This window comes from Selenomonas sp. AB3002, assembly GCF_000702545.1.
GTDB classification, from domain to species: domain Bacteria; phylum Bacillota; class Negativicutes; order Selenomonadales; family Selenomonadaceae; genus Selenomonas_B; species Selenomonas_B ruminantium_A.
Genome location: NZ_JNIO01000008.1, coordinates 650482 through 675352 on the forward strand (window position 1 = coordinate 650482; position 24871 = coordinate 675352).

The window sequence follows — 24871 nt, forward strand, 5'->3', positions numbered from 1 at the left end:
GGATAATATGAATATTGTTGTGGCAATAGATTCCTTCAAGGGATGCCTGACTTCACTTGAAGCAGGAAAGGCTGCTGGTGCAGGCGTTTCAGCTGTATTCCCTGGGGCTGATGTTAAAGTCATGCCCCTGGCAGATGGCGGGGAAGGGACGGTGGAGGCTCTTACGCGGGGAATGGGAGGAGCGCTTAACAACCTTGAAGTTACCGGGCCTATGAAGAAGAAGGTCAAAGCTCAGTATGGCATTTTGCCGGATGGAAAAACAGCTATTGTAGAAATGTCATCAGCGGCAGGAATAACTTTGGTGCCCCAGGAGGAAAGGAATCCTCTTCATGCGACTACTTATGGCGTGGGCGAAATACTGGTGGATGCTATACGCAAGGGATGTCGTCATTTTATTGTGGGCATTGGTGGAAGTGCCACCAACGATGGCGGAGTGGGCATGCTTCAGGCACTGGGCTTTGATATGCAGGACGGGCAGGGAAAGCAGGTAACTCTGGGAGCTGTTGGACTAAAAAAACTGGCCATCATTGAGGATAAGAATGTATTGCCAGAGCTGAGGGAGTGTACCTTCCGCGTTGCCTGCGATGTTGCCAACCCACTGTGTGGCAGAGAAGGCTGCAGTGCAGTGTTTGCCCCGCAGAAGGGGGCTGGCCTGTCAGAGATCAGGGATATGGACGAATGGATGAAGCATTATGCGGAAATTTCCTGCCTGAAATATCCTCATGCTGATCCTGAATATCCGGGTGCCGGGGCAGCCGGGGGAATGGGCTTTGCGTTTATGACCTACATGGGTGCAAGGCTGGAATCCGGGATTGGCATTGTATTGGCTGAGACGAAGCTGGAGAAATATATAGCCAGGGCTGATCTCGTCATCACGGGGGAGGGGAGGCTGGATGGACAAACCATAATGGGTAAGGCACCTATCGGAGTGGCAAGGCTGGCAAAAAAATATGGAAAGCCCGTCATAGCCTTCTGCGGCAGTGCAACCCCGGAAGCCATGGCATGCAATGAGCATGGCATAGACGCCTATTTCCCCATTCTAAGGCAGCCTGCAACGCTGGCAGAGGCAATGGACAGGGAAATGGCTCGTCAAAATATGATTGACACAGTGGCGCAGGTGATGCGGGCTATCAGAATCAAAGTTCCATCATGCACTGCTGATACATAAAGATAAGATTTGCGTAATAGGAGGGATAACTATTGGCAAATGTATTGAGCGTTTTGGAAAAGGCCATGGATGATGATATACGAAACCAGGTTGCCATATTTGAAGTTGTCACTGTCAAAAACATAATGGGAACAGAAGGGGTAAAGGTAGCTGAAAAGGCTGCCGGGATGGTGAACTCTGTGGGGCGGCTCTTGGGGGCAAAGAATCGTCTTGTGAAGGATATGAGACCCCGCAGCATTGAAGAGCAGATCGAGGACAAGATTGAGGAGTGCGCCAATGACAGCCGGGGGATGCTGGATGCAGAGCTTCGGAAACTCTTGGCAGAGAGACTTGATCTGGAGGATGAAGCTTCGGACGAGAGAATTGCCAAGGAGCTTGTAAACCATGCGGCTGAGTATATGGAGCTTGATGAGGTGCTGGCTCCGGCAGAGATGACTGATGCCGTGCTGCAACAGTACAAGAAACAGCAGGAAAAGAAAACGGGATGGCCAGCCCTGGCTATGCTGGGGATGTGGCAGCAGATGACGGGTACCTCCAAAGTGGACGGGGAGGTGTACTGCCAACTGATTTCCATGGCCAGGTCTGTTTACGGCAGGAATTTTGCGCCAGAGGATGACGACATGCCTGACTGGATTATAGGCAGGACGGTTGACACCAGGCGGGAGATAGAGGAATCGGATGCGTCTTATCAGGCAAGGGAAGTTGAACTGAAAGAGGCGCAGACTGCCCGCGAAGTGGCAGAGAGGAAGCTCCTGGAAGCCCGAAGAAGCGAGGAGGCTGCCAAGGCTGAATTGGAGACCCATACAAGGTATATTGAAGACATTCGGGTATGGCTTGCTAACTACGACAATTTTAGGTTGAGCCAGGAGATTGAGCTTGGGGTGCTGGAGGGGCAGCTTGTGTCGGCTGCCAGTGAAGCCAGGAAATCAGCCCGCACTATCAACAAGCTTAAGCGGGCGATAATACAGCAAAGGAAAAAGCTTACTAACCTCCATGCAGAGCGGGAAACTAATCTGGCAACGCTGGAGAATGCTCCCCAAAGGGAAATGGAGATTCGCCAGCTGATAGAGCAAACTGAGGCAGAAAGTGCAAGCATGACGAAAATTTTCCATGAAGCTGAGGAGGAGTATGCATTTGCCCAGGCAGCCAGGGATGAAGAACGTCGCAGGCGCATCGAAAACATCATTCGGGGCATGGAGGAATGGGGCGAGCAAGATTACAGCGGAAAGGTCTTTGAACTGGATGAAGTCATTCTTCGCCAGCTGGCCATGACTAATAATGAACACAGGATTGGTGTATTCAAAACCATGAAGCAGGTGTTGGATGCGGCTGCGCCCCAGGATCTTGGGGATAAGGTCAACGATGAAAGTCTGGGGCTGCCAATCAAGGAAACTGGGAGTTACCTGATATATCAGTTAGACGCAGCTGGTAAAATTACGTTTGCACGGTTCACGGATGAGGACAGCCTTTATTAAGCACTTATACTATGATAACAGAGGGCGATTATGATTCTCCAAGAAGTGAAAAATCAAGTTATCGTTAACACAAAAAAAAGCATTATCCATGAGAATGATTCATGGATAATGCCCCTCAATTTAATGATTAAATTACGAATGTGGAAATACACAAAATGGCGATAAGAAACACGTTTATTTTTATGCATTCACGTGAAACTGAATATACAAGATAAGCAAAAATATCAGATTCAGATGGAACTTTTTCTGAGTTTTCGTAGTAGTTCATATTGAGTCCTCTCTTTCATAAATCTTGTTGCATTTGAACTTTTAAATTCTGCAATATATATCGTAGATATTTAGGAAAACTTAAATGTTTTTTTCATTTGCATATTATATCTTGGTTTTGTATGTGGGAGAACAAAAAGCACAGGTTTGGCTTATGCCAGGACAGGAATAACGGCACTACGAACTATATATCGGATAAAATACAGAAAACTTAAATGTTTTTTAGGAAAACTTTTGAGTAGCAGGGAGGAATTGCCATGATGAAGAAACTTGGGAGTCTGATGGTGTTAAGCATTGTTGCTGCTATGCTGCTTACCCAGCTGAACCTTGCAGAAGCAGGGCATCTTGAAGATATTTCGGCAAGGGGGACTATACGCGTAGGTACCACGGGGGATTACATTCCTATGTCCTATTTGAATCCTCAGACTGGAGAATATGAGGGAATAGATGCAGAACTGTCACGTATTATTGCAGATTCGCTGGGGGTGAAGCTGGAGTATGTGCCAACTACCTGGCCATCTTTGGCAGAAGATACCTTGGCAGGCAAGTTTGATATAGCCATTTGCGGTATTTCCAGAAACTATGCCAGAGCCAGGACTATGGCCATGTCTGATGCCTATGGCGAAGGTGCTTTTGGCAAAACCATACTCTGTCGCAAGGCTGATGCCAGGAAGTTCCGCAGCCTCGCTGACATCGACAAAGCTGACGTAAGGGTCATGATCAACCCTGGGGGAACCAATGAGAAATTTGCCAATGCCAACTTAAAGAAGGCACAGCTTATCGTACATAAGGAAAATGCCGATATTCCCAGGCAGATTGCTGAGGGGAATGCCGATATCATGATAACGGAGCCTGTGGAAGCGGCCCGCTATGTGGAAATGGATGCCAGGCTGGCGGCTCCCCTGATCAGCAAGCCATTTACAAAACATTCCTGCGGCATACTTATGGCCAAGGGAGATCAGGAGTTTTTGAATTACATCAATTTTGTTTTGGCGGAGCTGCGCATGGATGGAACGCTGCCCAGGCTGGAAGCTGAATATTTGCGTGTCAAACCATCTAAGCAGCAAGCGGAAAAATGAGATGTCATTTGAGGTGGGCAAAAATAAGCCTGTAATCATAGGCAGGTTGCTGGAGGAGGCGTGAGGAAAATGCGACTCGTCATTACAGATTCCTACGAGCAGATGGGGCTGGAGGCAGCCAACATTGTAGCAGGACAAATTTACTTGAAGCCAAATAGCGTACTGGGGCTGGCCACCGGCAGTACGCCCGTTTCTATGTATGAGCGTCTTGTATTGGTGCATAGAACCGTGGGACTGGATTTTTCTGAAGTGACCACATTCAATTTGGACGAGTATATCGGCATGCGCCCAGACAATTCTCAGAGCTATCACTATTTCATGCAGGAAAATTTCTTCAGGCATATCAATATCAGGCAGGAAAATGTCTATATTCCTGATGGCATGGCAGAAGATACCGTTGCAGAGGGGCGTCGCTACGAGCAGCTTATAGCGGCCAAGGGCGGCATAGACTTGCAGGTGCTGGGCATTGGCCAGAACGCGCACATAGGCTTCAACGAGCCTGATGTGAAGTTTGCAGCCACTACCCACAAGGTAGAACTGGATGAGGAAACCATACAGGCCAATTCCCGCTTCTTCAATGATGCCAGCGAAGTGCCCCGCTATGCCATAAGCATGGGTATAAAGACCATCATGATGGCTGAACATGTCATCATGCTTGCAAACGGCAAGAACAAGGCCAGGGCTGTGTATAAGGCTCTTTGCGGAGATGTCACGCCTGAGGCGCCGGCCTCAATCCTGCAGCTGCACAGGGATGTGACTGTAATCGTGGATAAGGAAGCAGCCTCCCTGCTGCCGGCTGACATTCACGATATCCAGATAAAGAATTTGTGTCGATGAGGATAGAGGGAGCTGGCTGAAAGCATGGATTTATCAAAACTAAACAAGGAACAGAGAGAAGTGGCAGAGGAGCTGGAACAGCACGTGCTGCTGCTGGCCCCGGCGGGCACTGGCAAGACGGATACTTTGTCCTGCCGGGTGGCCAATATCATAGAGCAGAGCAGGGCTTTGCCTGAGGAAATCCTATGTCTTACCTTTACCAACAAGGCTTGCAGGGAAATGCGGGAACGCATTGAGGAAAAGGTCGGGGAAGCAGGGAACCGGGTAATGGTGCGTACGTTTCATGGTTTCTGCTTTGACCTCGTCAAGACTGAGGCCAAGCGGCATGCTGATTTCTTTGCAGACTTTGCCATTGTGGATGAGGTGGACTGCCAGAGCATTCTGCGGGAGGTCAGTGAAGGACACTGGCCTTTGCGCGCTTTGCAAAGCCTGGTGGGACAGCTGAAAGAAAGCCGGGCTGTCTTTGGACTGGCGGAAGGTGCAGTCATGCCCGCCCGGGGAGAGGAAAGCACAGCAGGGCGGCGGCAGGAATATGAACAGGTCTTGCAAAGATTGCTGAAGGAAACACCTGAGAAGGTAAAAGCGCTGGCCATAGACGATCGCTATGAATTTTATCCCCAGCTTTACGCAGGCTGGCAGAAATGGGGCCCCGGACTAACAGCCGCCTATGACGAGCGGCTGCTTGATATGCATGGACTGGACTTTACTGACCTTATCGTCAACGCCCAGCGTCTTTTGATGGATCCTGAGATTGCAGGCAGGTGGGCCAGGCGCTTTGCCTATATCAGCATTGACGAGGTGCAGGACACAAGTGAGCTGGAGTATGCTGTCATATCACGCATCTTTGGCATGAGCCGGCTGCTCCTGTGCGGGGATTATTTTCAGACCATTTACGAATGGCGTGGTTCCAGGCCTGAGAAGGTGCTCAGAAGCTATCAGCGGGATTATCACCCCCGGCGCATTGTACTCCATGAGAACTATCGAGCCACCCAAAAGCTTTTGAATGCTTCCTTTGCCTGTCTCCAGTCATTCTTCCCGGAGCGGGTTTCCGCCCTCTATCCCGAAGGTCTGACGGCGGAAAGCCCGGAGGAGGGGGAATTCATCGAACTCAAAGGAGCCATGGAGTTTGCCGAGGAAGCGCAATGGATTTACTACCGCATTCAGCATTTGCCTGTAAAAAATTACTCCAGGGTATGTATTCTTACCCGCAGCAACCGTTATAACAAAGATTTGTCTTCCCAGTTCCGCTCTCTGGGACGCAATCTGCCGGAAAACGAGCGCCTGCCCTTTATGCTCATTGATGAAATGCGCTTTTTCCGCCGTCAGGAGATCAAAGATGTGCTGGCCTTCCTGCATCTGGCGATGAACAGGCATGATGCAGCCAGCCTCATCAGGCTGCTTTCCCGCTTCGGCAGGGGCATAGGTCCCGCCACCATCAAGGCCATTGGGGCTGAGGAGGTACGAAGGACAGGGCTGAAGCTTACTGACTTTTTGGAACTGGGGGCAAGGCGCACTGGAGATCCCTTCAGCGACTTGATAGAAGCCATGTCCCAGGGACAGGTGGTGGTCTTTGATGTGGAGTCCACCGGGGTGGACATCACCCGTGACGAAATCATTCAGATTGCAGGCATCCGCCTTGCTCCGGACGGCAGTGTGGCTGAGGAATTCTATCGGAATTTGCGGCCTGATAAGGGAGTGGGCCAGTCTGTAAGAGTGCATGGCCTTACAGACGCTTATTTGCAGAAACATGGAGAAAGTCCGCAGCAGGTGCTGGAAGAGTTCTGTCATTTTGCCAGAGGATGCGTGCTGGTGGGGCACAATGTCACCTATGACCTGGGAATTTTAGGCAGCGAGCTGGCAAGGCTGGGAATGCCACAGCTTGACTATCCCTGTTATTATGATACGTTGGAGATTTTCAGGCGGTTTTATCCGAACCTGCCAAACCACAAGCTTGAGTTCTTGTCTGAACATTTCCAGACAGAACATGCTTCCTCCCATGATGCTATGGACGACATACGGGCTACGGCAGATATACTGAATTATGCCCTGGCTCATGATGTAGTGCCACGCACTGAGGATAGGCGGGCTTATTTCGCGCAATGGCAGGGCATCTTCGAAGAAATGGCAGAGCTCATGGCGAGTTTCCGTCAGCAGGCACCGCTCCTGCGTCCCTGGAAGCTGATCACGGAGGTGGTCCTGCGCGGCGGCGTAAAAGAATATTACCAGCGCCACAAGGAGGAACAGCGCATCCAGAATCTGCGGGAGCTTTATTTGCAGGCGAGGGACCTTGACGATGTTTCCCTCTGTCCACTGGATGCTCTGGCAAGGTTCCTGCAGTATACAACCCTTTCCAATACGGAGCTGGAGGCGCTTAATCAGCGGTCTCAGATTCCCATCATCACGGTGCATCAGGCCAAAGGCAGCGAGTTTGATTACGTGTTTCTGGCAGGTCTGCAGGAAGGCACCTTCCCGGGATTCCACGCTCAGGAGAAAGGAAAGCTGCCAGAGGAACAAAGGCTTTTCTATGTGGGCATAACCAGGGCCAAAAAGCAGCTTTTCCTCTCCTGGACTCAGCGGCAGTATGGTCACAGCCGCCATATAAGTCCTTTTATCCATGCCATACCCAGAAAATACCTGAAGAATATGTAAGAATTAATAAAGAATTTTCAATAAATCTATTGAAAATAATAAATGAGATGTTAAAATAGAATTGGTTGAATCGGAAAGCGGCTTTCTCAAGGCGTGCACACCGATTAGCCATTTTAAGAGAGGGAGTAAGGGACAAAGGATTTGAAAGGGGTATTTTCATGAAAAAGGTTATGAGCCTGGCTTTGGCAGCCGCATTTGTCGCAGGGGTACAGGGTATGGCTTTGGCCAGCACGCCGCAGATGGTCATGCTGGACGAAGAAGTTATCCTGGAAGTGGACGAGCCGGTAGAGTCCGGTGACATTCTCGTGGACGAGGATGGAGAAGTCTGGGAAGTCCAGTAAAGAAAATATCTGAAGTTTTTAAGAAAAGCACCCGTCCAGACTTCGGGCGGGTGCTTTTGGAATAAAGAGAAATGAGCAAGCATAGATAAAACGATAAAAAACTGCACGGTCAAAGAATCTTTGCCGTGCAGTTTTTTAGGTTGCATTGTCAAAACTTATTCATTCTACGTCCAGGTCAGCAGTCACCTGATAGTAATCGCAGGCATGGGAGGTGTAGTTCTTCACATTGGCCTTGGAAATCATGCTCATCTTCAGGAAGGAGCAGAAGACAAAGGCGTGGTCATCCAGGATGACCTGCTGCATCTCAAGGGCCAGCTGGGCGCGCTTGGCCGGGTCGAACTCGCGGCTAAGCTGTGCTTCCAGGGCATCCAGCTTCTCGTTTTTGTACTTGCCCTGATTCTTGGTAGCATTTGAGGTGGCAAAGACGGTGAACCAATATTCAGGGTCACCCGTAGGAGCCTGGACATTGGCCATGGCGTAGACATCCCAGGCTTTGGGGTCCTTTACTACCTGGTTATTGTCAGCGGTGTTGTTGATATCTACTTCCATGCCGATATCCTTGAGGGTGGCCTGGGCAGATTCTGCCAGCAGGGGAAGTTCCTGACGGCTTGGGTAGGTGAGCCATTTCACGACGAGTTTCTTGCCGTTCTTCTCTCTGATACCGTCTCCATCAGTGTCTGTCCAGCCCGCATTTTCCAGTACCTTTTTGGCTCCCTCCGGGTCAAATTTCTCTGCCTTCACTTTGTCGCCACCAAAGGCAGGCCCAGCAGGGAAGACACCGTTGGCAGGGAAGCCATTGCCATCCAAAAGCTTATTGACAAAGTTTTCCTTGTCGATGCCCATGGAAATGGCCTGGCGCACTGCCGGGTCGGCACAGACGGAATCCGGGTCGAAGTTCATCTTGCCGAAGAAGCAGCGGGAGGTGGAAATCTGGGAGATAGTGTACTTGTCATTGCGGAACAGGGGATAGCTTTCGTAAGCCATGCCGTAGGCAGCCTGTACTTCCCCGGACTGGAGTGCATTGGCGAGGGTATTGCCATCGGTGATGGTGCGGATGGTGATCTTATCCAGTTTTGGTGTGCCACCCCAGTAGTTCTCGTTTTTCTTGAGAGTCAAGTGGTCATCGGTTTTCATGTCCGTGGCTATGTAGGGGCCGGTGCCTGCCACCAGACCGTTTTCAAAGCCCGCGTCCACATCAATGATGCAGCCGTAAGGGTCGCCCAGATAATTCAGCAGGGCAGGCTTGGGCTCGGTGGTCTTGATGATGAGTTCCATGCCATTTGCCTCCATGGAGGCAATCTTCAGATCCTGTGCTGCCCGCTTGTTGCTGGCAACCAGATGCTCGAAGCACTGCTTGACAGCTGCGGCATCAAGTTTGCGGCCAGAGGAAAAGGTTACATTATCCCGCAGGGTGAACTTCCAGGTGAGCTCATCCAGATTTTCCCACTTGACAGCCAGCCAGGGCTGGATTTCCATGTTATCCGTATACTTGATAAGCGTTTCGCCAACACCATAGCGAATGCAGGCCCAGCCGGCATAGGCGTTGTGGGGATTGACATCAGGCTCCTCGTTGGAGCTGTTGAAGGTGGTGTCGCCGATGGTGAGCATCTTCTGTCCGCCGGTAGTGGCAGCCTTGTCGCTGCCGCAGCCAGCCATGACTCCCAGGCTCAGGCAGACGCCCAAAGCCAGGGCTGTGAGTTTCTTCCAGTTGTGCAAAATAATCCCTTCCTTTCAAAAAATAAGCTATATCATAGAACACTCTCAATCAGCTTCTTTGTATAAGCCTCATGAGGTTGCCTTATAACGTCGTCAGGCGTTCCTTCTTCCACAATCCTGCCTTCATGCATGACTATCACTCTGTCGCAGAAGTCCTGCACCAGGGCAATGTCATGGCAGATAAACAGATAGGCCATCGTGTGCTCTTTCTGCAGCTGCTGCAACAGCTGCAATATCTCTGCCTGCACAGTCACATCCAGGGCGGAGGTGGCCTCGTCCAGTATCAGCAGCTTCGGCTCGATGGCCAAAGCCCTGGCAATGGCTGCCCTTTGGCATTGCCCGCCGCTGACCTCATGGGGATAGCGGTTGGCAAACTCTTTGGACAGGCCACAGAGGGAGAGCAGTTTCAGGCATTCCTCAAGGGCAGCCGCTTTCTTCAGGCCGTGGTTGAGCAGGCTTTCCATGATGCCGTCCCCCAGGGTCAGCCGGGGGTCAAAGCTTTCAATGGGGCTCTGGAAGACCATCTGCATTTTCTTGTAGGCCTCTTTGAGCCGCTTTCCCCTAGCGTGGGTGATATCATCGCCCTCCAGGAAAATCTTTCCGTTGCTGGCATCTGTCAGTCGGGTGACAAGTCTGGCCACGGTGGTCTTGCCGCTGCCGCTTTCCCCGATAATGGCCAGCTTTTCACCCTGCTTCAGTGAAAAATTCACATCGTCCACTGCAAGGACTTCCCTATCCTTGGAGGAAAAGACCTTGCGCAGGTGCTCTGCTTTCAGTATCTCTGCCAAATCTTCACCTCCTCAGCCTGGGCATGGCGGCCAGCAGTTTCCTGGTATAGGGGGAGGAAGGATGGGCCATGACCTCGGCAGTTTTGCCGTACTCCATGGCCCTGCCTCCCTGCATCACCAGCATCTTGTCTGCCATGGCCCGCACCACGCCCATATTGTGAGTCACTAAAATAATGGCGGTACCGAAGAGCTGACGGGCCAGCAGCATTTCTTCTATGACCTGTTTCTGCACAGTCACGTCCAGGGCGGAGGTGGGTTCGTCGGCCAAGAGCAGCTTGGGCTTCAGGAGCATGGCAGCTGCCACGCCTACCCTTTGCTGCATGCCTCCGGAGAGCTCAAAGGGATAGCTTTGCAGGATGCGCTTTGGTTCCGTAAAGCCGAACTTCTCCAAAAGTTCCATAGCAGCTTTTTCAGTTTGTCCCTTATCCTTATGCCCTTTGGCTTCCATCATTTCCTGCAGCTGCACACCCACGGTGCGGATGGGGCAGAAGCTGGCTCCGGCATTTTGGAAGATCATGCCGATGCCGCTGCCGGAGATGGCCCGCAGTTCCTCAGGCGGGAGGTCGGGCAAATCCCGACCTTCGTAATAAATATCCCCCCTGGTTACCAGACCGTCCTTGCCCAGCATGCCCAGGGCGGCTTTCAGCAGGGTGGATTTGCCACTGCCGCTTTCGCCCACGATGCCCAGAATCTCTCCCTGTCCAAGAGAGAAGCTGATGTCCTGTACCATGAGCTGGCCGTTGTAGCTGACGTCCACGTGTTCATAGCTAATAATCTCTGCCACGGCTTACCTCCTGTTTTTCGGATCCAGATAATCCCGCAGGGTATCACCAAGCAGGTTGAAGATTATCACGGAAATGAAGATGGCAAAGCCAGGTGCCAAAGTCACCCATGGCTGGGTAGGCAAGAGATTGCGGGTATCGCTCATCATGCTGCCCCATTCAGGGATAGGAGGCTTGGCTCCAAGTCCCAGGAAGGAGAGTCCCGCCAGTTCCATCATCATGGTGCCGATATCCAGCATGGCAGTAACTAGGATGGGGCCGGAGATATTGGGCAGAACGTGCTTGCAGATAAGCTTCAGGGTGCTGCTGCCAGCCATTTTGGCTGCCTGCATATAGGCGGCTGACTGCTGGGCCAGGGTCTGGCTGCGTGAGAGGCGCGCGTATTTGGGCCAGCTGATGGCCGCCAGGGCAAAGATGGCATTGTGTACGCCGCCCCCCAGCACCGCTGCCACAGCCAGGGCGAATACCAGCCCCGGGAAAGCTAGGAACATATCTGACAGACGCATGAGGACGGTATCAACCTTTTTCCCTGCCCAGGCACAGATAATGCCAATGAGGCTGCCGAAGACGGTGATGAAGCCAACCAGCAGCAGGGTGGATAAGATGCTGGTCTTGCTGCCTGCGATGACCCGGGAGAGCATATCACGTCCATAGCGGTCAGCTCCCAGCAGATGCTCAGAGGAGGGAGGTGCCTTGGCCAGGGAGAGATCCTGCAAATAAGGATCGTAGGGGCAGAGATATTCGCTGAAAAAAGAGGCGATGATCAGCAGCAGGGCCAGGGCAGAGAAAAAGCAGAGCTTCTTTTGCAATTGGTTCTGCCGTACTTTCTGTACGCGTATGGTGGGGGCTCCTTTGTTCATTTGCTGTTCACCCCCAGCCTTATGCGTGGGTCAAGGTGGTGGTAAAGGAGATCTGCCACCAGATTGACAAAGACATATATAATGGCCATCCACATGACATAGGCCTGAATGATGGGGTAGTCACGCATATTGATGGCATCTACCGCCAATTTACCCACACCGTCCCACATGAAGATGCTCTCAATAATGGCGGTGCCTCCCAGGAGGCTGCCGATGGACAGGGCCAGCAGGGTCAGGATGGTGAGCATGGCCGCTTTTATGACGTTCTTCCAGAGGATGATGCTGTCGCTCACTCCCCGGGCCCTGGCTCCCAGCACATAGTCCTTGTTCAGTTCCTCCAGCACGGCGGAGCGCACCTGTCGCATGTACTTGGCAGACATGGCAATGGAGAGAGTCAGAGTGGGCATGATGGCGCTTTTCACATCCATGCCGCTGGAAATCACTGGCAGCAGCCCCAGCTGGATGCCAAGGAATTCCATCAGCAGCATGGCCACGAAGAAATTGGGCATGGCGTTGCCCAGGAAAGAGCAAAAGCGCAGGCAAAGGTCAGGTATGCGGTCATGTTTCACAGCAGCCAAGATGCCCAAGGGCAGGGAAATAATGACCGTCAGCCCGATGGAAAGGACGGTCAGCAGAAGTGTGGCAGGAAGTTTTCTGAGGAAAGCCGCCAGCACATTTTCTCCCGTCACGTAGCTGGTGCCCATATCCCCGTGGAACATGGCCCAGAGCCAGTTGATATACTGTTGGAGGAAGGGCAGGTTCAGCCCTAGTTCCGCTTTCTTTTCATCGATGATTTCCTGGGCGACCTCCACGCCCCGGTTGGTATACATCTCCGTCACCGCATCGCTGCCCGCCAGGTACATGAGCAGGAAGGACAGGAAGGTGATACCAAAGAGGATGGGGAGCAGTTGCAGGAAACGCTTCAGTGCATAATTCAAGGCTGGCAGGGCCTCCTTTTCAAAAGTCAGGAATGATAACAATAGTATACAAAATAAAAGGGCAGAATTTAAGCCCCCCAGGGGGTTAGAAGCCCAATGGGAGGCTTGTGATTATTCTTCATGGTGTCCTATCAACGGCTGAAAAACCTCCGGCTGCTGCCGGGCTTCTTCTTCAAGTTTCCGCAGGCGGGCGCTGTGGCGTTCTGCCTGGTCTATGAACTGGGCTTGGGAGTTGAAGGGCTGCTGGCCCCGGCGGTCCTGGCGGACGAAGGTATCATCCCGGAGCACCCTGCCCTTGATATTGTCAGCCCACATATCGTCAAAGATCTTGTAGAGCCGCTCACGCAAATCATCCTGCTGCACGGGGAACAAGAGCTCCACCCGGCGGTTCAGATTGCGGGTCATCATGTCAGCGGAGGAGAGGTAAATATCCTCCAGCCCCTCGTTGTAGAAATAGTAGATGCGGCTGTGTTCCAGGAATCTGCCTACAATGGAATGCACCTCAATGTGGTCGCTGACTCCCGGGATATCCGTGCGCAGGCAGCATATTCCCCGCACGATGAGCTGTATGGTCACGCCTGCTGCCGAAGCCTCGTAGAGCCTGGCAATGACGTCCGGATCTGACAGGGAATTCATTTTCATGCGTATTATGGCCGGACGGCCGTTCCTGGCGGCTTCCATCTCCCTTTCTATTTTCTTGTAGATAAAGGTGCGTATGCCTCCGGGGGAGATATGGAGCTTATGGAAGTAGGGGGGGCGGGAGTAGCCGGAGAGCATGTTGAAGATATTGGTGGCGTCCACCCCCATGGCCCTGTCGCAGGTCAGCAAGCCTATATCCGTGTAGAAATGGGCCGTGACATCATTGTAATTGCCGGTGCCAAGGTGCAGGTAACGTCGTATGCCATCATCGTCCCTGCGTATCACCAGGGCAATCTTGGAATGAGTTTTAAGGCCAACCAGACCGTAGATAACATGGCAGCCGGTTTTCTCCAGCTGCTTGGCCCAGCGCACGTTGTTCTGCTCATCAAAGCGGGCCTTGACTTCCACCAATACCGTCACCTGCTTGCCGTGCTGGGCCGCCTTGCCCAGGTATTGGATAATGGGGGAACTGGCGGAGACGCGGTAAAGGGTCATCTTGATGGCCAGCACTTTTTCGTCGTTGGCGGCCTGGTGGATGAAGTTGATGACAGATGAAAAGGAGTCATAGGGGTGATGCAGCAGGAAATCCTGCTGGCGGATGGCGTCAAACATATTGCCATGAACGGAAAGTTCGGCGCTTTCCCTGGCCTTGGGCATCTGCAGCTGCAGGCGGTGGAAACTGGAAAATGGTTTGTACCTCAGCTCCTCATGACCTTCGATGGCTCCGGGCAGCTTCTTCAAAAAAGTCAGGTCAATGGGGCCATTGATGCGGTAGACCATGGAATCAGGCACCTGCAAGGTCTTGATGAGATGGTCAGCCAGTTCCTCGTCCATGGTGCTTTCCACTTCAAGCCGCATGACAGAGCCATGCTCACGTTCCCGTAGCTGGGTCTGCACCGCCCTCAGGAGGTCGGAGGTATCCTGTTCTGCCACGTCCAGATCCATATCACGGATAACCCGGTAGGTGCTGGCATTGTCCACCTGATAGCCATGGAAAAGACTGGTGAAGAACTCCCGGATAATATCCTCCAACAGCACGAAATCATTGGGGGCATCCGGCAGGCGCATAAAGCGTGGAAAGAGGTCAGGCACCCTTAGTGTGGCAAAGGCCGAAGCATTGCTTTCCTCGTCCGTCAGATGCAGGGCTATATTCAAGGAATTGTTCTGCAGGAAGGGGAAGGGCCGTGAGGAGTCATCTGCCATGGGGGTGAGCACGGGGTAGAGTTCGTCATTGTAGTAGCGGCGCAAAAATTCATACTGATGTTCTGACAAGTCACCCATCTTGAGCAGGTGAATATTCTCTTTGGCCAGCTGGGGCACCAGAGAGCGGTTGTAGGTAGAGTAGCGCTTTTCTACAGCCTGGTGCTCTCTGAGGTTTATTTCCCGGATTTGGTCAATAGGGGTGAGACCAGCCAAATCCAGGGAGTCGATGTTCACTGCGTCCAGCTTGATGAGGGAGGCAACCCGCACCATGAAGAACTCGTCCACATTGCTTTGGGAGATGCCCAAAAAGTTAAGCCGTTCCAGCAGTGGATTTTCCGGGTCGCGGGCTTCTTCCAGCACCCTGTCGTTAAAGTCCAGCCAGCTGAGCTCCCGATTGGTGTAGTAGGCTGTATTCTTGAAATCTATCTTGTCCTTGATTTTTGTCATGCGTCGGTCCTCCTCTGTTTCAGGCTGGGCTTGATGCCGTAGAGTTCGTTGAACAGCTGGGCTTTTCGATTGAAGGCCCATTTTTCCAGGGAAAGGTCCTGGGGTGAAAAGGCTGTGAGAATCAGCTGTTCATTCTTTAGGGATACTGTGAGCTTGCTGATCTTTTGCTGATGGGAATCGTCCAGGGCGTCTGCCAGGCGAAGGATGGCCACCAGCTTGGCAATGGTCATTTGCAGCTCCGGGGGCAGGCTGTGGAAATGCAGCTGGTCAGCTCCCGGAGACTCCGTGCTGTGATAGCGGGCAATTTCTGACACAATGGTGTTTTCCTGATCTGACAGCCCAATCAGGGGATTGGCTTCCATAATGTAAGCGCTATGATGATAGTGGTTGTGCTGGCTGATGGCATTGCCGATATCGGAAATGGTGGCGGCTATGCTCAGGAGCAGTCTTTCCCGGCTGCCCAATCGATGGAGTTTTTTCAGCTGGTCGAAGATATGCAGGGCCAGTTTCCGCACCAGGCTGCGATGAGCCTCTTCTTTGATATAGAGCTGGGCTATGTTTTCTGCCGAGGTCTGGGTGATAATGCCGTAGTCTTTATGGGTGAAGCCAAAATCTGCTCCTGTCTGGATGGCCAGTCCATCCATGATGTTCAGGCGGGTGAGGTAAAGCTGCTGCGCCTGGGTGTAACTGAGAAGCCTTCTGGCAATAAGAAAGCCGGGCAGGATGCGTCCAGAAAGACTATCTTCTACATGGAAGTGGTCGCAGATATACTGGCTGGAAGCCTCTCCTGCCTGTTTGAGCTCCTGGCTGAAGGCCGCATAGGGCAACTCTGTCAGTCGTTTGTTAAGAGGCAGGTAGATATTGTTGAGGGCGGCAAAATCCTGCAGGATCAGACAGGTGTCAGGTTCGCCTCCTGCCAGTTCTGATTTCAGATAATCCAGCTTGCTGGAGATGTAATCGTCAAGCACCTCATTGGGGTCGTTGGCAGAGTTGCGCAGAGCCTGGGAAAGCTGGTCCAGCTCCAGATACCCCAGGCCGATATTCCAGGCCTGCACGAATTCCTCCTGGCTGAACTTGAAAAGGGTCACTGCCGCCGACCCCATGTACAGGAGATACACCGTGCGTCCGGCAAAGCTGTGGAAAGCCTTGGTATGCCCCATGAGAGACAGGGCCCGAAAGTAGTTTATCTGACTGGTATTAAGCCAATTGACTTTGACACCGGAACGCAGGAGAATTTGCTCGGAGAGATACCTGGCGCTCACATCGTCTATGAGCTGCTGGCTGGCCCAGAACTTGTAAGACTTGACCCCGTAGTCTGCCATAAGCTGCAGGAAGCCTGTGAGGGAAAAGACTATCTTGGTTATCTCATTCTGGTATATTTCCGATTTGTCCGCCGTCTGCACAAAATTGGCCGAGGATACCCGCTCTATGAGCTCATGGGTCTTGAGGTTTACAATCATGAGTTCCAGCCTGGTGGTGCTCATGTAAATGATACCGAATAATTTCTTGCCTGCCATGGGCCTCCGACCTTTCCATTATCTAATATGATACCCTGAATATATTATAACGCCATTGTGGAAATTTTTCTGCAAGAAAATCTGTCTGAAATTACAATCATGTGTAGAAGGAGTTTTTAAATAAAGTGGAGAAGTTTACTCCTTGAGTTGAGAACATACTGACTTCAGCCCATGGGAGCGGTATACGAGGAGGCGCAAGCATGAAGAAGTGGAAGAATGCCTTGGCAGCTTTTGTTGTGGGAGGTACGCTGCTGGCGGGAAGTCCTGTCCAGGCAGCAGAACCAGCCCAGAATGGTATGGCGGCCTTTAGAGAAGCATATCAGGCTGTATCAGATGATTACCGGGTCTTTGATGAGGATCTGACCCTCTTCGGGCCAGCGTTCCATGTGGATCTGGACAGCCGGGGACAACTGGCAAAGAATGGCTCCCTGCTTCTTTCTGGCAATCTGAAATTGATATTTACAGATCAGGATTCTGGCAAGATAAATAATTTTGAGATTCCTTTCTACTTTGATCACAACTCTAAAGCATCAACTTTCTACGTCCAGTGGGGGGAGGAGTGGAACAAACTTTCCCTGCCTGGCACTGATGAAATATCAGATGCCCTGGAAACCACGCCAACAGAAATAGCCGAGAACATGGCGCTGGTCAAATCTGTGGAGTTAGTGAAGGAAACTGAGTCTCAGCGTAGCATGAAGCTGACTCTGGATGGCAGGAAGCTGGCCGCACTGGTAGCAAAGCACTGTCAGGAAACCTCGAAGAACCTGACTCCTGAGGAAAAAGCTACTCAGCAGCTGCAGGTAGAGCGTCTCACCAGGGCTTTTGAGTCTGTAGATCAGGAAGTCACCTGGGTAGTTGACAAGAAAAATTGGCAAACAATAACCGCTGGCGTAAACCTTACGGGATTGATGCGAGCCTATGCCAAGGTCGTGCTGCAGGAGGCGGCAGATGGCAAGACTGTGCTTTCAGACGGAGAACGGGAGTTTTGGGAAACCTTGGGGTATTACGCAGAGCTTCACTCCTATACCACCTATCCCACGGATAAGGCAAAGGTAGAAATACCCGCCAAGGTGAAAAAAACAGCTGCAGAATTGGATTTGCTGAAAGAAATAAAGGAAGGAGCAGCTGCTCAAAAAACTGAGTAAGCATAAGTTCACCGCATACTTATTTCTAGATAGGGTCCCTGTTTGCAGGTTATGGCATGCAGGGGCCTTATTATTTCATAATTTTTTACGAATCTTTTTGAAGCAGGAGGAATCCAGGATTTTTCAGAGAATAAGGAAAATATGAAACATATCAGAGAATCACACCTGGACATCGAGCTTTAGAAGGAGGAAGATTCGATGAAAATGTACAAGAGCACGAACATAAGGAATGTTGCAGTGGTAGGCCACGGTAAGACAGGCAAGACCAGCTTGCTGGATGCCTGTCTCTTTGATACCGGGGCAGTGAAGAGGCTGGGCAGTGTCGAGGAGGGCACCAGCTCATTGGACTATGAACCTGAAGAAAGCAAGCGGGGCATGACTATCAGCACCAAGCTGGTGGCCTGCGAATGGGGAGAGTTCAAGCTGAACTTCCTGGAGACTCCGGGTTACCCGGATTTTGTAGGCGATGTGAAGGGGGCCCTGGCAGCAGCCGACAGCGCCCTGATCCTTATTTCCGCCACCTCCGGCATTGAGGTGGAGACGGAGAAACTTTGGCAGTATGCCGAGGAAGCCGAATTGCCCAGAGCCTTCTTCGTGAACAAGATGGACAGGGAACATGCCGACTTCACAAGCGTGGTGGAGGAACTGCGGGTGCGCTTTGGCAGCGGGGTAGTGCCTGTGCAGGTGCCCATCGGCAAGGAAGCGGCCTTCCAGGGCGTGGCAGACCTTTTGACCCTGCACATGAAGATCGTGCCCAACAGGAATGACCATGAATACATAGTGGCAGAATTGCCGGAATACATCAAGGGCGAGGTCGAGGAAGCCCGCCAGCAGCTGATTGAGGCTGTGGCTGAGTTCAACAATGAGCTCATGGAGAAATACATAGAGGGCACAGAAATCACCGAAGTAGAGGTGGCTGCCGCCCTTATCGAAGGCATCCAGGCCGGGAAGATCTTCCCTGTGTTCTGTGGCTCTGCCAAGCAGAATGTGGGGGTCAAGAACCTCATGAACGGCATTGTGGAGTATATGCCTACGCCGTATTTCAAGGTTTCCATCGGCACCAGCCCTGCAGACGGGGAAATCAAGGAGCGCAAGACAGAAGATCCCTTCTCTGCTCAGGTCTTCAAGACCATCGTGGATCCCTTTGTGGGCAGGCAGAGCTTTATCCGCATCCTGTCCGGGGATATGAAGGGCGATGCCACTTACTATCATGTGAATAAAGATGAGTCTGAGCGCATTGGCACCCTGTTCACCATGCAGGGCAAGCAGCAGTTCAATCTGGCTCAGGCTGCAGCAGGTGATATTGTAGTTACTTCCAAGCTTCAGGAAGTAAAGACCGGTGATACTCTTTGTGACAAGTCTGATCCCATCCAGTATGAGGCTATCTCTTATCCTGAGGCCATGCTGGAAATGGCGGCATCTGCTGGCAAGAAGGGTGAAGAGGACAAGGTCTTCTCCGCCCTGGCCAAGCAGCAGGAGGAAGATGCTACCCTTATTGTCTGCAAGAATAAGGAAACCAGGGAGACACTGCTCCGTGGCATTGGCGAAGTGCATCTGGAAATCCTGGCAGAGAAGCTGGAGCGCAAGTTCGGCGTGCAGCTGAAGCTCACCCAGCCCAGGGTAGCTTACCGCGAGACCATCCGCAAGAGCGTGAAGGTACAGGGCAAGCACAAGAAACAGAGCGGCGGCCACGGCCAGTATGGCGATGTGTGGCTGGAAATCAGCCCCCAGGCTGCCGGCGAGGGAAATGCCTTCACGGAAACCATTTTCGGCGGCAGTGTGCCCCGCCAGTATATCCCCGCGGTGGAAAAGGGGACAGAGGAGACTTTGGCAGGAGGCGTACTGGCAGGCTATCCCGTGGTGGATGTGAAGGTCAATCTCTATGACGGCTCCTATCATGCCGTGGATTCCTCCGAGGCGGCCTTCAAGACCGCGGCAGCCCTGGCCATCAAGAAGGGCATTATGGAGGCAAGTCCTATCCTGCTGGAGCCTATTGACAAGATTACCGTGACTGCACCCGAATATTACATGGGCGATGTCATGGGCAAACTGAATTCCAAGCGGGCACAGATCATGGGGGTAGACAGCAAGGGCAAGGACATGAGCGAGATCCAGGCCAGGATTCCCGTGGCAGAGCTTTTCAAGTTCGCTACGGATCTCCGTTCCCTGACCCAGGGCCGCGGCTCTTACAGTCTGGAATTCTCCCATTACGAACCTATGCCGGAAAAAGCAGCCGAGAAAGTCATTGCTGAGTCGACGGCAAAGGAATAAATGAAAAACGGATAAACTGGAATAAGCAAACAGAATCGCAGGTCATTTAGCGGCCTGCGATTTTTTGCTTGGCAGTAAAAATTCCTTTTAATCTTTCAGTTGCATCGTGACATCATTGACAAGACAGTTGATGGAAGTATTTCTCGTTATCTGATGGACAAAAGTCAATAAAGGTGATAAAATACTAAGAGAACATATGTGCGCAAGATATCGAAAGGATGTTTGAAGTGCAAAAGAAGAACAAAACATCTGCTGAGAGGCAGGAACAAATATATGAATACCTGAAAAAATTCCAGCGTGAGCATGGTTATCCTCCTTCTGTGCGGGAGATAGGTGCAGCAGTGGGGCTGAAGTCTGCCTCTACTGTACATGGATACCTGCGCTGCCTGGAGGAGCGCGGCCTCATAGAGCGTCAGCCGGATAAGCGGCGCGCATTGGATATTTTGGGAGAAAAGCCCCGGCATGATTTTGTACGCGTGCCGCTGGTAGGGACCGTAGCTGCCGGAGTCCCTATCCTGGCCGAGCAGAATGTGGAAGATGTTTTTGAGCTTCCTAAAAGCATGGTGCGCAATTCTGATGATGTTTTCATGCTGAGGGTGCATGGCGACAGCATGATCAACATTGGCATTTATGAGGATGACTTTGTCATTGTCCGTCAGCAGGCTGACGCTTGCAACGGCGATATTGTAGTGGCTCTGGTAAATGGAGAAAGTGCCACTGTCAAAAGGTATTTTCTGGAGTCTGACTGCATAAAGCTTCAGCCGGAAAATGATGATATGGAACCTTTTTATGAGCGTGATGTGCGTATTTTGGGCAAGGTCATTGGTGTTTACCGGCAAATGTGAGACAGCTTTTTCTACTGCGGCATGCTGAACCTGTTTTGGTTTGGTATGCCGCAGTATTTTTGGCTATGGTTAGGTTCAGCTTGATTGACAAATGCTTCCATTGCGGTAAAATGTTACTTATATATTGTAGAATTGTATAGAAAAGCGGGTGAGGATTTCTTTTGCAGCAGGCTTTAGAAAAAATAGTATACTTCCAGGACAGGTCAGAGGCTTATGCGCTCTTAGGGGCTCAGGATGAGTTCTTGCAAATGCTGACTGAGGAGTTTGACTGCCAGATGGTCAGCCGGGGAGACCGGCTGGAAATCCTGGGAGAGGCTGTGGAAGTGCATGGAGCTGCTCATGTCATGGAGGAGCTTCAGTACCTTTATCGTCAGGGCACAGCTATCACCAGCCATGAAGTGAGTTACAGTATCATGATGGTGCGTCGTGGGGAAGCAGAAAAGCTGCATGCCATGTTCGGAGAGACCATTCTGGTGACAGCCCGCGGGAAACAGGTGAGACCCAAGACTTTAGGCCAGCGGCTGTACCTTGAGACCATCAGGAAAAACTCCGTAACGCTGGGAATTGGCCCTGCGGGAACTGGCAAGACATATCTGGCTGTGGTAATGGCAGTGGCAGCCCTGCGCAATAAGGAAGTCAAGCGCATTATCCTCACCCGCCCGGCTGTGGAAGCAGGGGAGAGGCTGGGGTTCCTGCCAGGCGACTTGCAGGACAAGGTGGATCCCTATCTTCGCCCCCTTTACGATGCTCTCCAGGACATACTGGGCATGGACGCCTATCAGAAGCTGATGGCGCGGGGGACGATTGAAATAGCACCGCTTGCTTATATGCGTGGCCGCACCCTTTCCGATGCCTTTGTTATCTTGGATGAGGCTCAGAACACCACCACCAGTCAGATGAAGATGTTCCTTACCCGCCTTGGTTTTGGTTCCCGCATGGTAGTGACAGGGGATCTGAGCCAGGTGGATTTGTCACGAGGCGTAAGCTCCGGACTCAGAGAAGCCAGCAAGGTGCTGGCAGGAGTGAAAGGCATTGGCATTGTGCGCATGGCTCCGGTGGATGTGATACGCCATGATGTGGTAGCCCGCATTGTAGAGGCTTACGGCAATTACGAAGCAGGCAAAAAGAGCAGTGAAAAAGTTTTAGAAAAGCAGGAAAAATAAATGGACGTAATAATCAGCAACTACCCGGAAGAATTGACCTTTCCAGAGGAAATAGAGGCCAATGTCAGAGCGGCGGCAGAAATGGTGGGCCAGCTTTATGGGGTGGAGAATGGCGAAGTCAGCGTGACTCTTACCAATAATGCGTATATCCACACCCTTAACAAAGAGTACCGGGGCATTGACCGGCCTACAGATGTGCTTTCTTTTGCCCTCAATGAGAGTGAGGAGCCGGAGATGGTGGACGGCCCGGAGGTCAATATGCTGGGAGATTTGATCATTTCCGTAGAGAGGGCAGAGGAACAGGCTGCGGATTACGGGCACAGCCTGCGGCGGGAAGTGGCTTTCCTCACAGTGCATGGCATGCTTCATCTTTTGGGCTATGACCACATGGAAGATGAAGAACGGGAAGAGATGGAGGCAGAACAGCGCTTTGTGATGGAGAAGCTGGGCATTCCCCGCGAATGAGCAAGAACGTTTACCAAATAGATGGAGGAGGAAAAATGGATAACCTTTCCAACAAGCAGCACAAATCCGGCTTTATTGCCGTAATCGGACGGCCCAATGTGGGCAAGTCCACTCTGATAAACACCCTTATCGGCCAGAAAATAGCCATTATGAGCGATAAGCCCCAGACTACCCGCAACCGCATTCTTTGCATCCTGACGGAACCGGATGCCCAGATTGTCTTTTTGGACACGCCGGGCATTCACAAGCCTAAGCATAAGCTGGGCGAGTATATGGTGAAGTCTGCCGAAGGCACGCTGAAAGAAGTAGATGCTATCTTCTTTGTGGTGGATGCCACTGAGAAAATGGGACCTGGCGAGTATTATATCCTGGAGAGGCTTCAGGCTACTCACAGGCCTGTCATCCTGGTGGTGAACAAGCTTGACCTCATTGAAAAGGAGCAGGCGCTGCCTATTATTTCCTACTACACGGAGAAATACCAGTTCGCAGGTGTGGTTCCCATTTCCGCCAAAGAGGAAACCAATCTGGACGGCCTGCTGGCTGAAGCCAAGAAATATCTGCCTGAGGGACCTCAGTACTATCCTGATGATATGGTGACGGACCAGCCGGAGCGGTTGATTGTGGCTGAGCTTATCCGCGAGAAGGTGCTGCACCTCACCCGTGACGAAGTGCCTCATGCCATTGCGGTAGAAACTGATGAAATGACTACCCGCCCCAATGATGATGTCTATATTCGCGCCACTATCTTTGTTGAGCGCGACTCACAGAAGGGGATTATCATCGGTGCCAAGGGTGCCATGCTCAAGGAGATTGGCGGTCTTGCCCGCACGGATATTGAAACCCTGCTGGGTTCCAGAGTTTTCCTTGACCTGTGGGTAAAGGTCAAGAAGGACTGGCGCAACCGCACGGGAGTCCTCCATAACTTCGGTTTTGGAGGCAAGGACAATGCCTGAAAATGACGAGCGCCATACACCTCTTTCCAAGCTGGTGTCACGCCGCTTCATAAATGGCCTGATACTGCTGGTGCCCTTGGCAATCACCATCTTCGTGGTGTTGGAAACCTTGAACTTCACAGAGGGTGTGTTGGGCAAGCATCTTCCCTTTTATTTTCCGGGCATGGGCATCATAACCTTGGTGCTCTTTGTCTATTTGACAGGCTGGCTTTCCTCTTACTGGCTTACCAAGCGCTTCATCGGCTATGGAGAGTGGGTGTTGGGCAAGATTCCTGTGGTGAAGTTCATTTACAACTCAGTTAAGCATCTTTCCACAGCGGTCTTTGAGTCCAACAGCATGTTCGAACATGTGGTGCTGGTGCCTTTTCACCAGTCCAAGGCCTTAGGCTTCATCATGGCTGATGTGCCCCAGACCTTGAAGGCGGAACTGGGAGAGGATTACGTCTGCGTGTTTGTGCCCTGGAGCCTTAATATGACCTCCGGCACCAACCTCTTCGTGCCCAAGAAGGATGTCATCTATCTGGATATCAGCAGCGAGTCAGCCTTGCAGTACATGCTGACGGCAGGGGCAGTTATGCCCAAGAAGGTGCATGATGGCTCTTTACCAGACTGAGGCAGTGGTAGTAGGCGCCAAGAACTGGGGGGAGGCAGACAAGATGGTCACCCTCTTTACCAGGGAGCGTGGTCTGGTAGAGGCGGCGGCCTTTGGCTGTCGTCGTCCAAGGAGCCCGCTGGCAGCAGGCATGCAGCTGTTTTCTTATTTGGAACTGCAGCTGGCAGAGGGACGGCGCCTTGATACCGTGAAGCAGATTCAGCTAAAGCGGCATTACAAGAAGCTCAGCGAGGATTTGTCCGTCATGGCCTATGGGGCATTGGTGGCGGAAGTAATGCGTGAATTCATGCCTGCAGGCGTGCCTGAACCGAAGCTTTTTGCTACACTGCTGGAAGTATTGGAAGCCTTTGAGCAGCGCAATCCCAGGGTTACAGCTCTGGCTGCGATCCTGCAGATCATGGAATTTACGGGGCTGCAGCTTCACTATGAGCACTGTCTTCATTGCGGCAAAAATGTGGAAGGTGATGGCGCCTTTAGTATCATAGAAGGCGGAATTCTATGCGATGAATGCAAAGTTGACGGACTGATGCCCTTTCCTGAGAAGCTGCGCAAAACAATTATCGCCTTGCGTGACTTGAACTGGCAGGATAACGGCTCGCTTAAGCTGCAGGGAAGCCTTATCATGCAGGCGGAGCAAATTACTTTGAGTCATCTGCAGAATCTTTTGGGACATAGCCTGAAAGCCATGGATTTCATCAATCAGCTTTGAT

General features: G+C 51.8%; 21 protein-coding genes. 14 read left to right on the forward strand and 7 right to left on the reverse strand.

All coding sequences use genetic code 11. The features are described 5' to 3' along the window. The first annotated feature begins 7 nt into the window (after nt 1-7). From P159_RS0110860 to P159_RS0110885, 6 genes are all read left to right on the forward strand, one after another. On the forward strand, nt 8-1168 hold the full coding sequence (locus P159_RS0110860; RefSeq protein ID WP_029543984.1) for a glycerate kinase: 1161 nt from the start codon (nt 8-10) through the stop codon (nt 1166-1168). Between the two features lie 32 nt (nt 1169-1200). Continuing rightward, nucleotides 1201-2643, forward strand: coding sequence for a hypothetical protein (locus P159_RS0110865; RefSeq protein ID WP_029543985.1), 1443 nt, complete (start codon nt 1201-1203; stop codon nt 2641-2643). Nucleotides 2644-3167: 524 nt separating this feature from the next. Then, the gene (locus P159_RS0110870) at nt 3168-3989 is read left to right on the forward strand and encodes a transporter substrate-binding domain-containing protein (RefSeq protein WP_051650311.1); all 822 of its coding nucleotides are present in this window, start codon (nt 3168-3170) and stop codon (nt 3987-3989) included. 69 nt (nt 3990-4058) lie between these two features. Then, nucleotides 4059-4826 carry a glucosamine-6-phosphate deaminase gene (gene nagB, locus P159_RS0110875; RefSeq protein WP_029543989.1) on the forward strand — a complete coding sequence of 256 codons (768 nt, stop codon included), beginning with the start codon at nt 4059-4061 and terminating at the stop codon, nt 4824-4826. A 24-nt stretch (nt 4827-4850) separates the two neighbouring features. Further along, on the forward strand, nt 4851-7475 hold the full coding sequence (locus tag P159_RS0110880) for a 3'-5' exonuclease (protein ID WP_029543991.1): 2625 nt from the start codon (nt 4851-4853) through the stop codon (nt 7473-7475). A gap of 158 nt (nt 7476-7633) precedes the next feature. Next, nucleotides 7634-7816, forward strand: coding sequence for a hypothetical protein (locus P159_RS0110885; protein WP_029543993.1), 183 nt, complete (start codon nt 7634-7636; stop codon nt 7814-7816). 159 nt (nt 7817-7975) lie between these two features. Here the strand turns inward: P159_RS0110885 and P159_RS0110890 are convergent, their stop codons facing one another. The 7 genes from P159_RS0110890 to P159_RS0110920 all read right to left on the reverse strand — a co-directional run bounded on the left by P159_RS0110890 (nt 7976) and on the right by P159_RS0110920 (nt 16706). Beyond that, nucleotides 7976-9532, reverse strand: coding sequence for an ABC transporter substrate-binding protein (locus P159_RS0110890; RefSeq protein ID WP_029543995.1), 1557 nt, complete (start codon nt 9530-9532; stop codon nt 7976-7978). Nucleotides 9533-9564: 32 nt separating this feature from the next. Next, entirely contained in the window at nt 9565-10320 is a 756-nt protein-coding gene (locus tag P159_RS0110895; RefSeq protein ID WP_029543996.1) for an ABC transporter ATP-binding protein, read from the reverse strand. Between the two features lie 4 nt (nt 10321-10324). Beyond that, complete coding sequence (locus P159_RS0110900) at nt 10325-11104, reverse strand: ABC transporter ATP-binding protein (protein ID WP_029543998.1); 780 nt, start codon at nt 11102-11104, stop codon at nt 10325-10327. A 3-nt stretch (nt 11105-11107) separates the two neighbouring features. Then, complete coding sequence (locus P159_RS0110905; protein ID WP_029544000.1) at nt 11108-11962, reverse strand: ABC transporter permease; 855 nt, start codon at nt 11960-11962, stop codon at nt 11108-11110. Beyond that, a complete protein-coding gene (nikB, locus tag P159_RS0110910; protein WP_029544001.1) occupies nt 11959-12900 on the reverse strand; it encodes a nickel ABC transporter permease in 942 nt (313 codons plus the stop codon). Before nikB ends, P159_RS0110905 begins: the two co-directional genes overlap by 4 nt. 111 nt (nt 12901-13011) lie before the next feature. Further along, a complete protein-coding gene (locus P159_RS0110915) occupies nt 13012-15189 on the reverse strand; it encodes an RNA degradosome polyphosphate kinase (protein ID WP_029544003.1) in 2178 nt (725 codons plus the stop codon). Continuing rightward, nucleotides 15186-16706 carry a hypothetical protein gene (locus P159_RS0110920; RefSeq protein WP_029544005.1) on the reverse strand — a complete coding sequence of 507 codons (1521 nt, stop codon included), beginning with the start codon at nt 16704-16706 and terminating at the stop codon, nt 15186-15188. The genes P159_RS0110915 and P159_RS0110920 overlap by 4 nt, the downstream gene beginning before the upstream one ends. Nucleotides 16707-16906: 200 nt before the next feature. Between P159_RS0110920 and P159_RS0110925 the strand changes: the two genes are divergently transcribed. The 8 genes from P159_RS0110925 to recO all read left to right on the forward strand — a co-directional run bounded on the left by P159_RS0110925 (nt 16907) and on the right by recO (nt 24870). Further along, entirely contained in the window at nt 16907-17851 is a 945-nt protein-coding gene (locus P159_RS0110925; RefSeq protein ID WP_029544007.1) for a hypothetical protein, read from the forward strand. A gap of 198 nt (nt 17852-18049) precedes the next feature. Next, entirely contained in the window at nt 18050-20122 is a 2073-nt protein-coding gene (gene fusA, locus P159_RS0110930) for an elongation factor G (RefSeq protein WP_029544008.1), read from the forward strand. A gap of 218 nt (nt 20123-20340) precedes the next feature. Beyond that, a complete protein-coding gene (gene lexA, locus P159_RS0110935; protein ID WP_029544010.1) occupies nt 20341-20967 on the forward strand; it encodes a transcriptional repressor LexA in 627 nt (208 codons plus the stop codon). 161 nt (nt 20968-21128) lie between these two features. After that, nucleotides 21129-22130 carry a PhoH family protein gene (locus P159_RS0110940; RefSeq protein ID WP_029544012.1) on the forward strand — a complete coding sequence of 334 codons (1002 nt, stop codon included), beginning with the start codon at nt 21129-21131 and terminating at the stop codon, nt 22128-22130. After that, nucleotides 22131-22595, forward strand: a complete 465-nt coding sequence (gene ybeY, locus P159_RS0110945; RefSeq protein WP_029544014.1) for an rRNA maturation RNase YbeY — start codon at nt 22131-22133, stop codon at nt 22593-22595. A gap of 35 nt (nt 22596-22630) precedes the next feature. Beyond that, the gene (era, locus tag P159_RS0110950) at nt 22631-23548 is read left to right on the forward strand and encodes a GTPase Era (RefSeq protein ID WP_029544016.1); all 918 of its coding nucleotides are present in this window, start codon (nt 22631-22633) and stop codon (nt 23546-23548) included. Continuing rightward, nucleotides 23541-24161: a DUF502 domain-containing protein gene (locus P159_RS0110955; RefSeq protein ID WP_051650312.1), complete on the forward strand. Its 621-nt coding sequence runs from the start codon at nt 23541-23543 to the stop codon at nt 24159-24161. Before era ends, P159_RS0110955 begins: the two co-directional genes overlap by 8 nt. After that, complete coding sequence (gene recO, locus P159_RS0110960; protein ID WP_318253568.1) at nt 24139-24870, forward strand: DNA repair protein RecO; 732 nt, start codon at nt 24139-24141, stop codon at nt 24868-24870. The genes P159_RS0110955 and recO overlap by 23 nt, the downstream gene beginning before the upstream one ends. The last annotated feature ends 1 nt before the right edge of the window (nt 24871 follow it).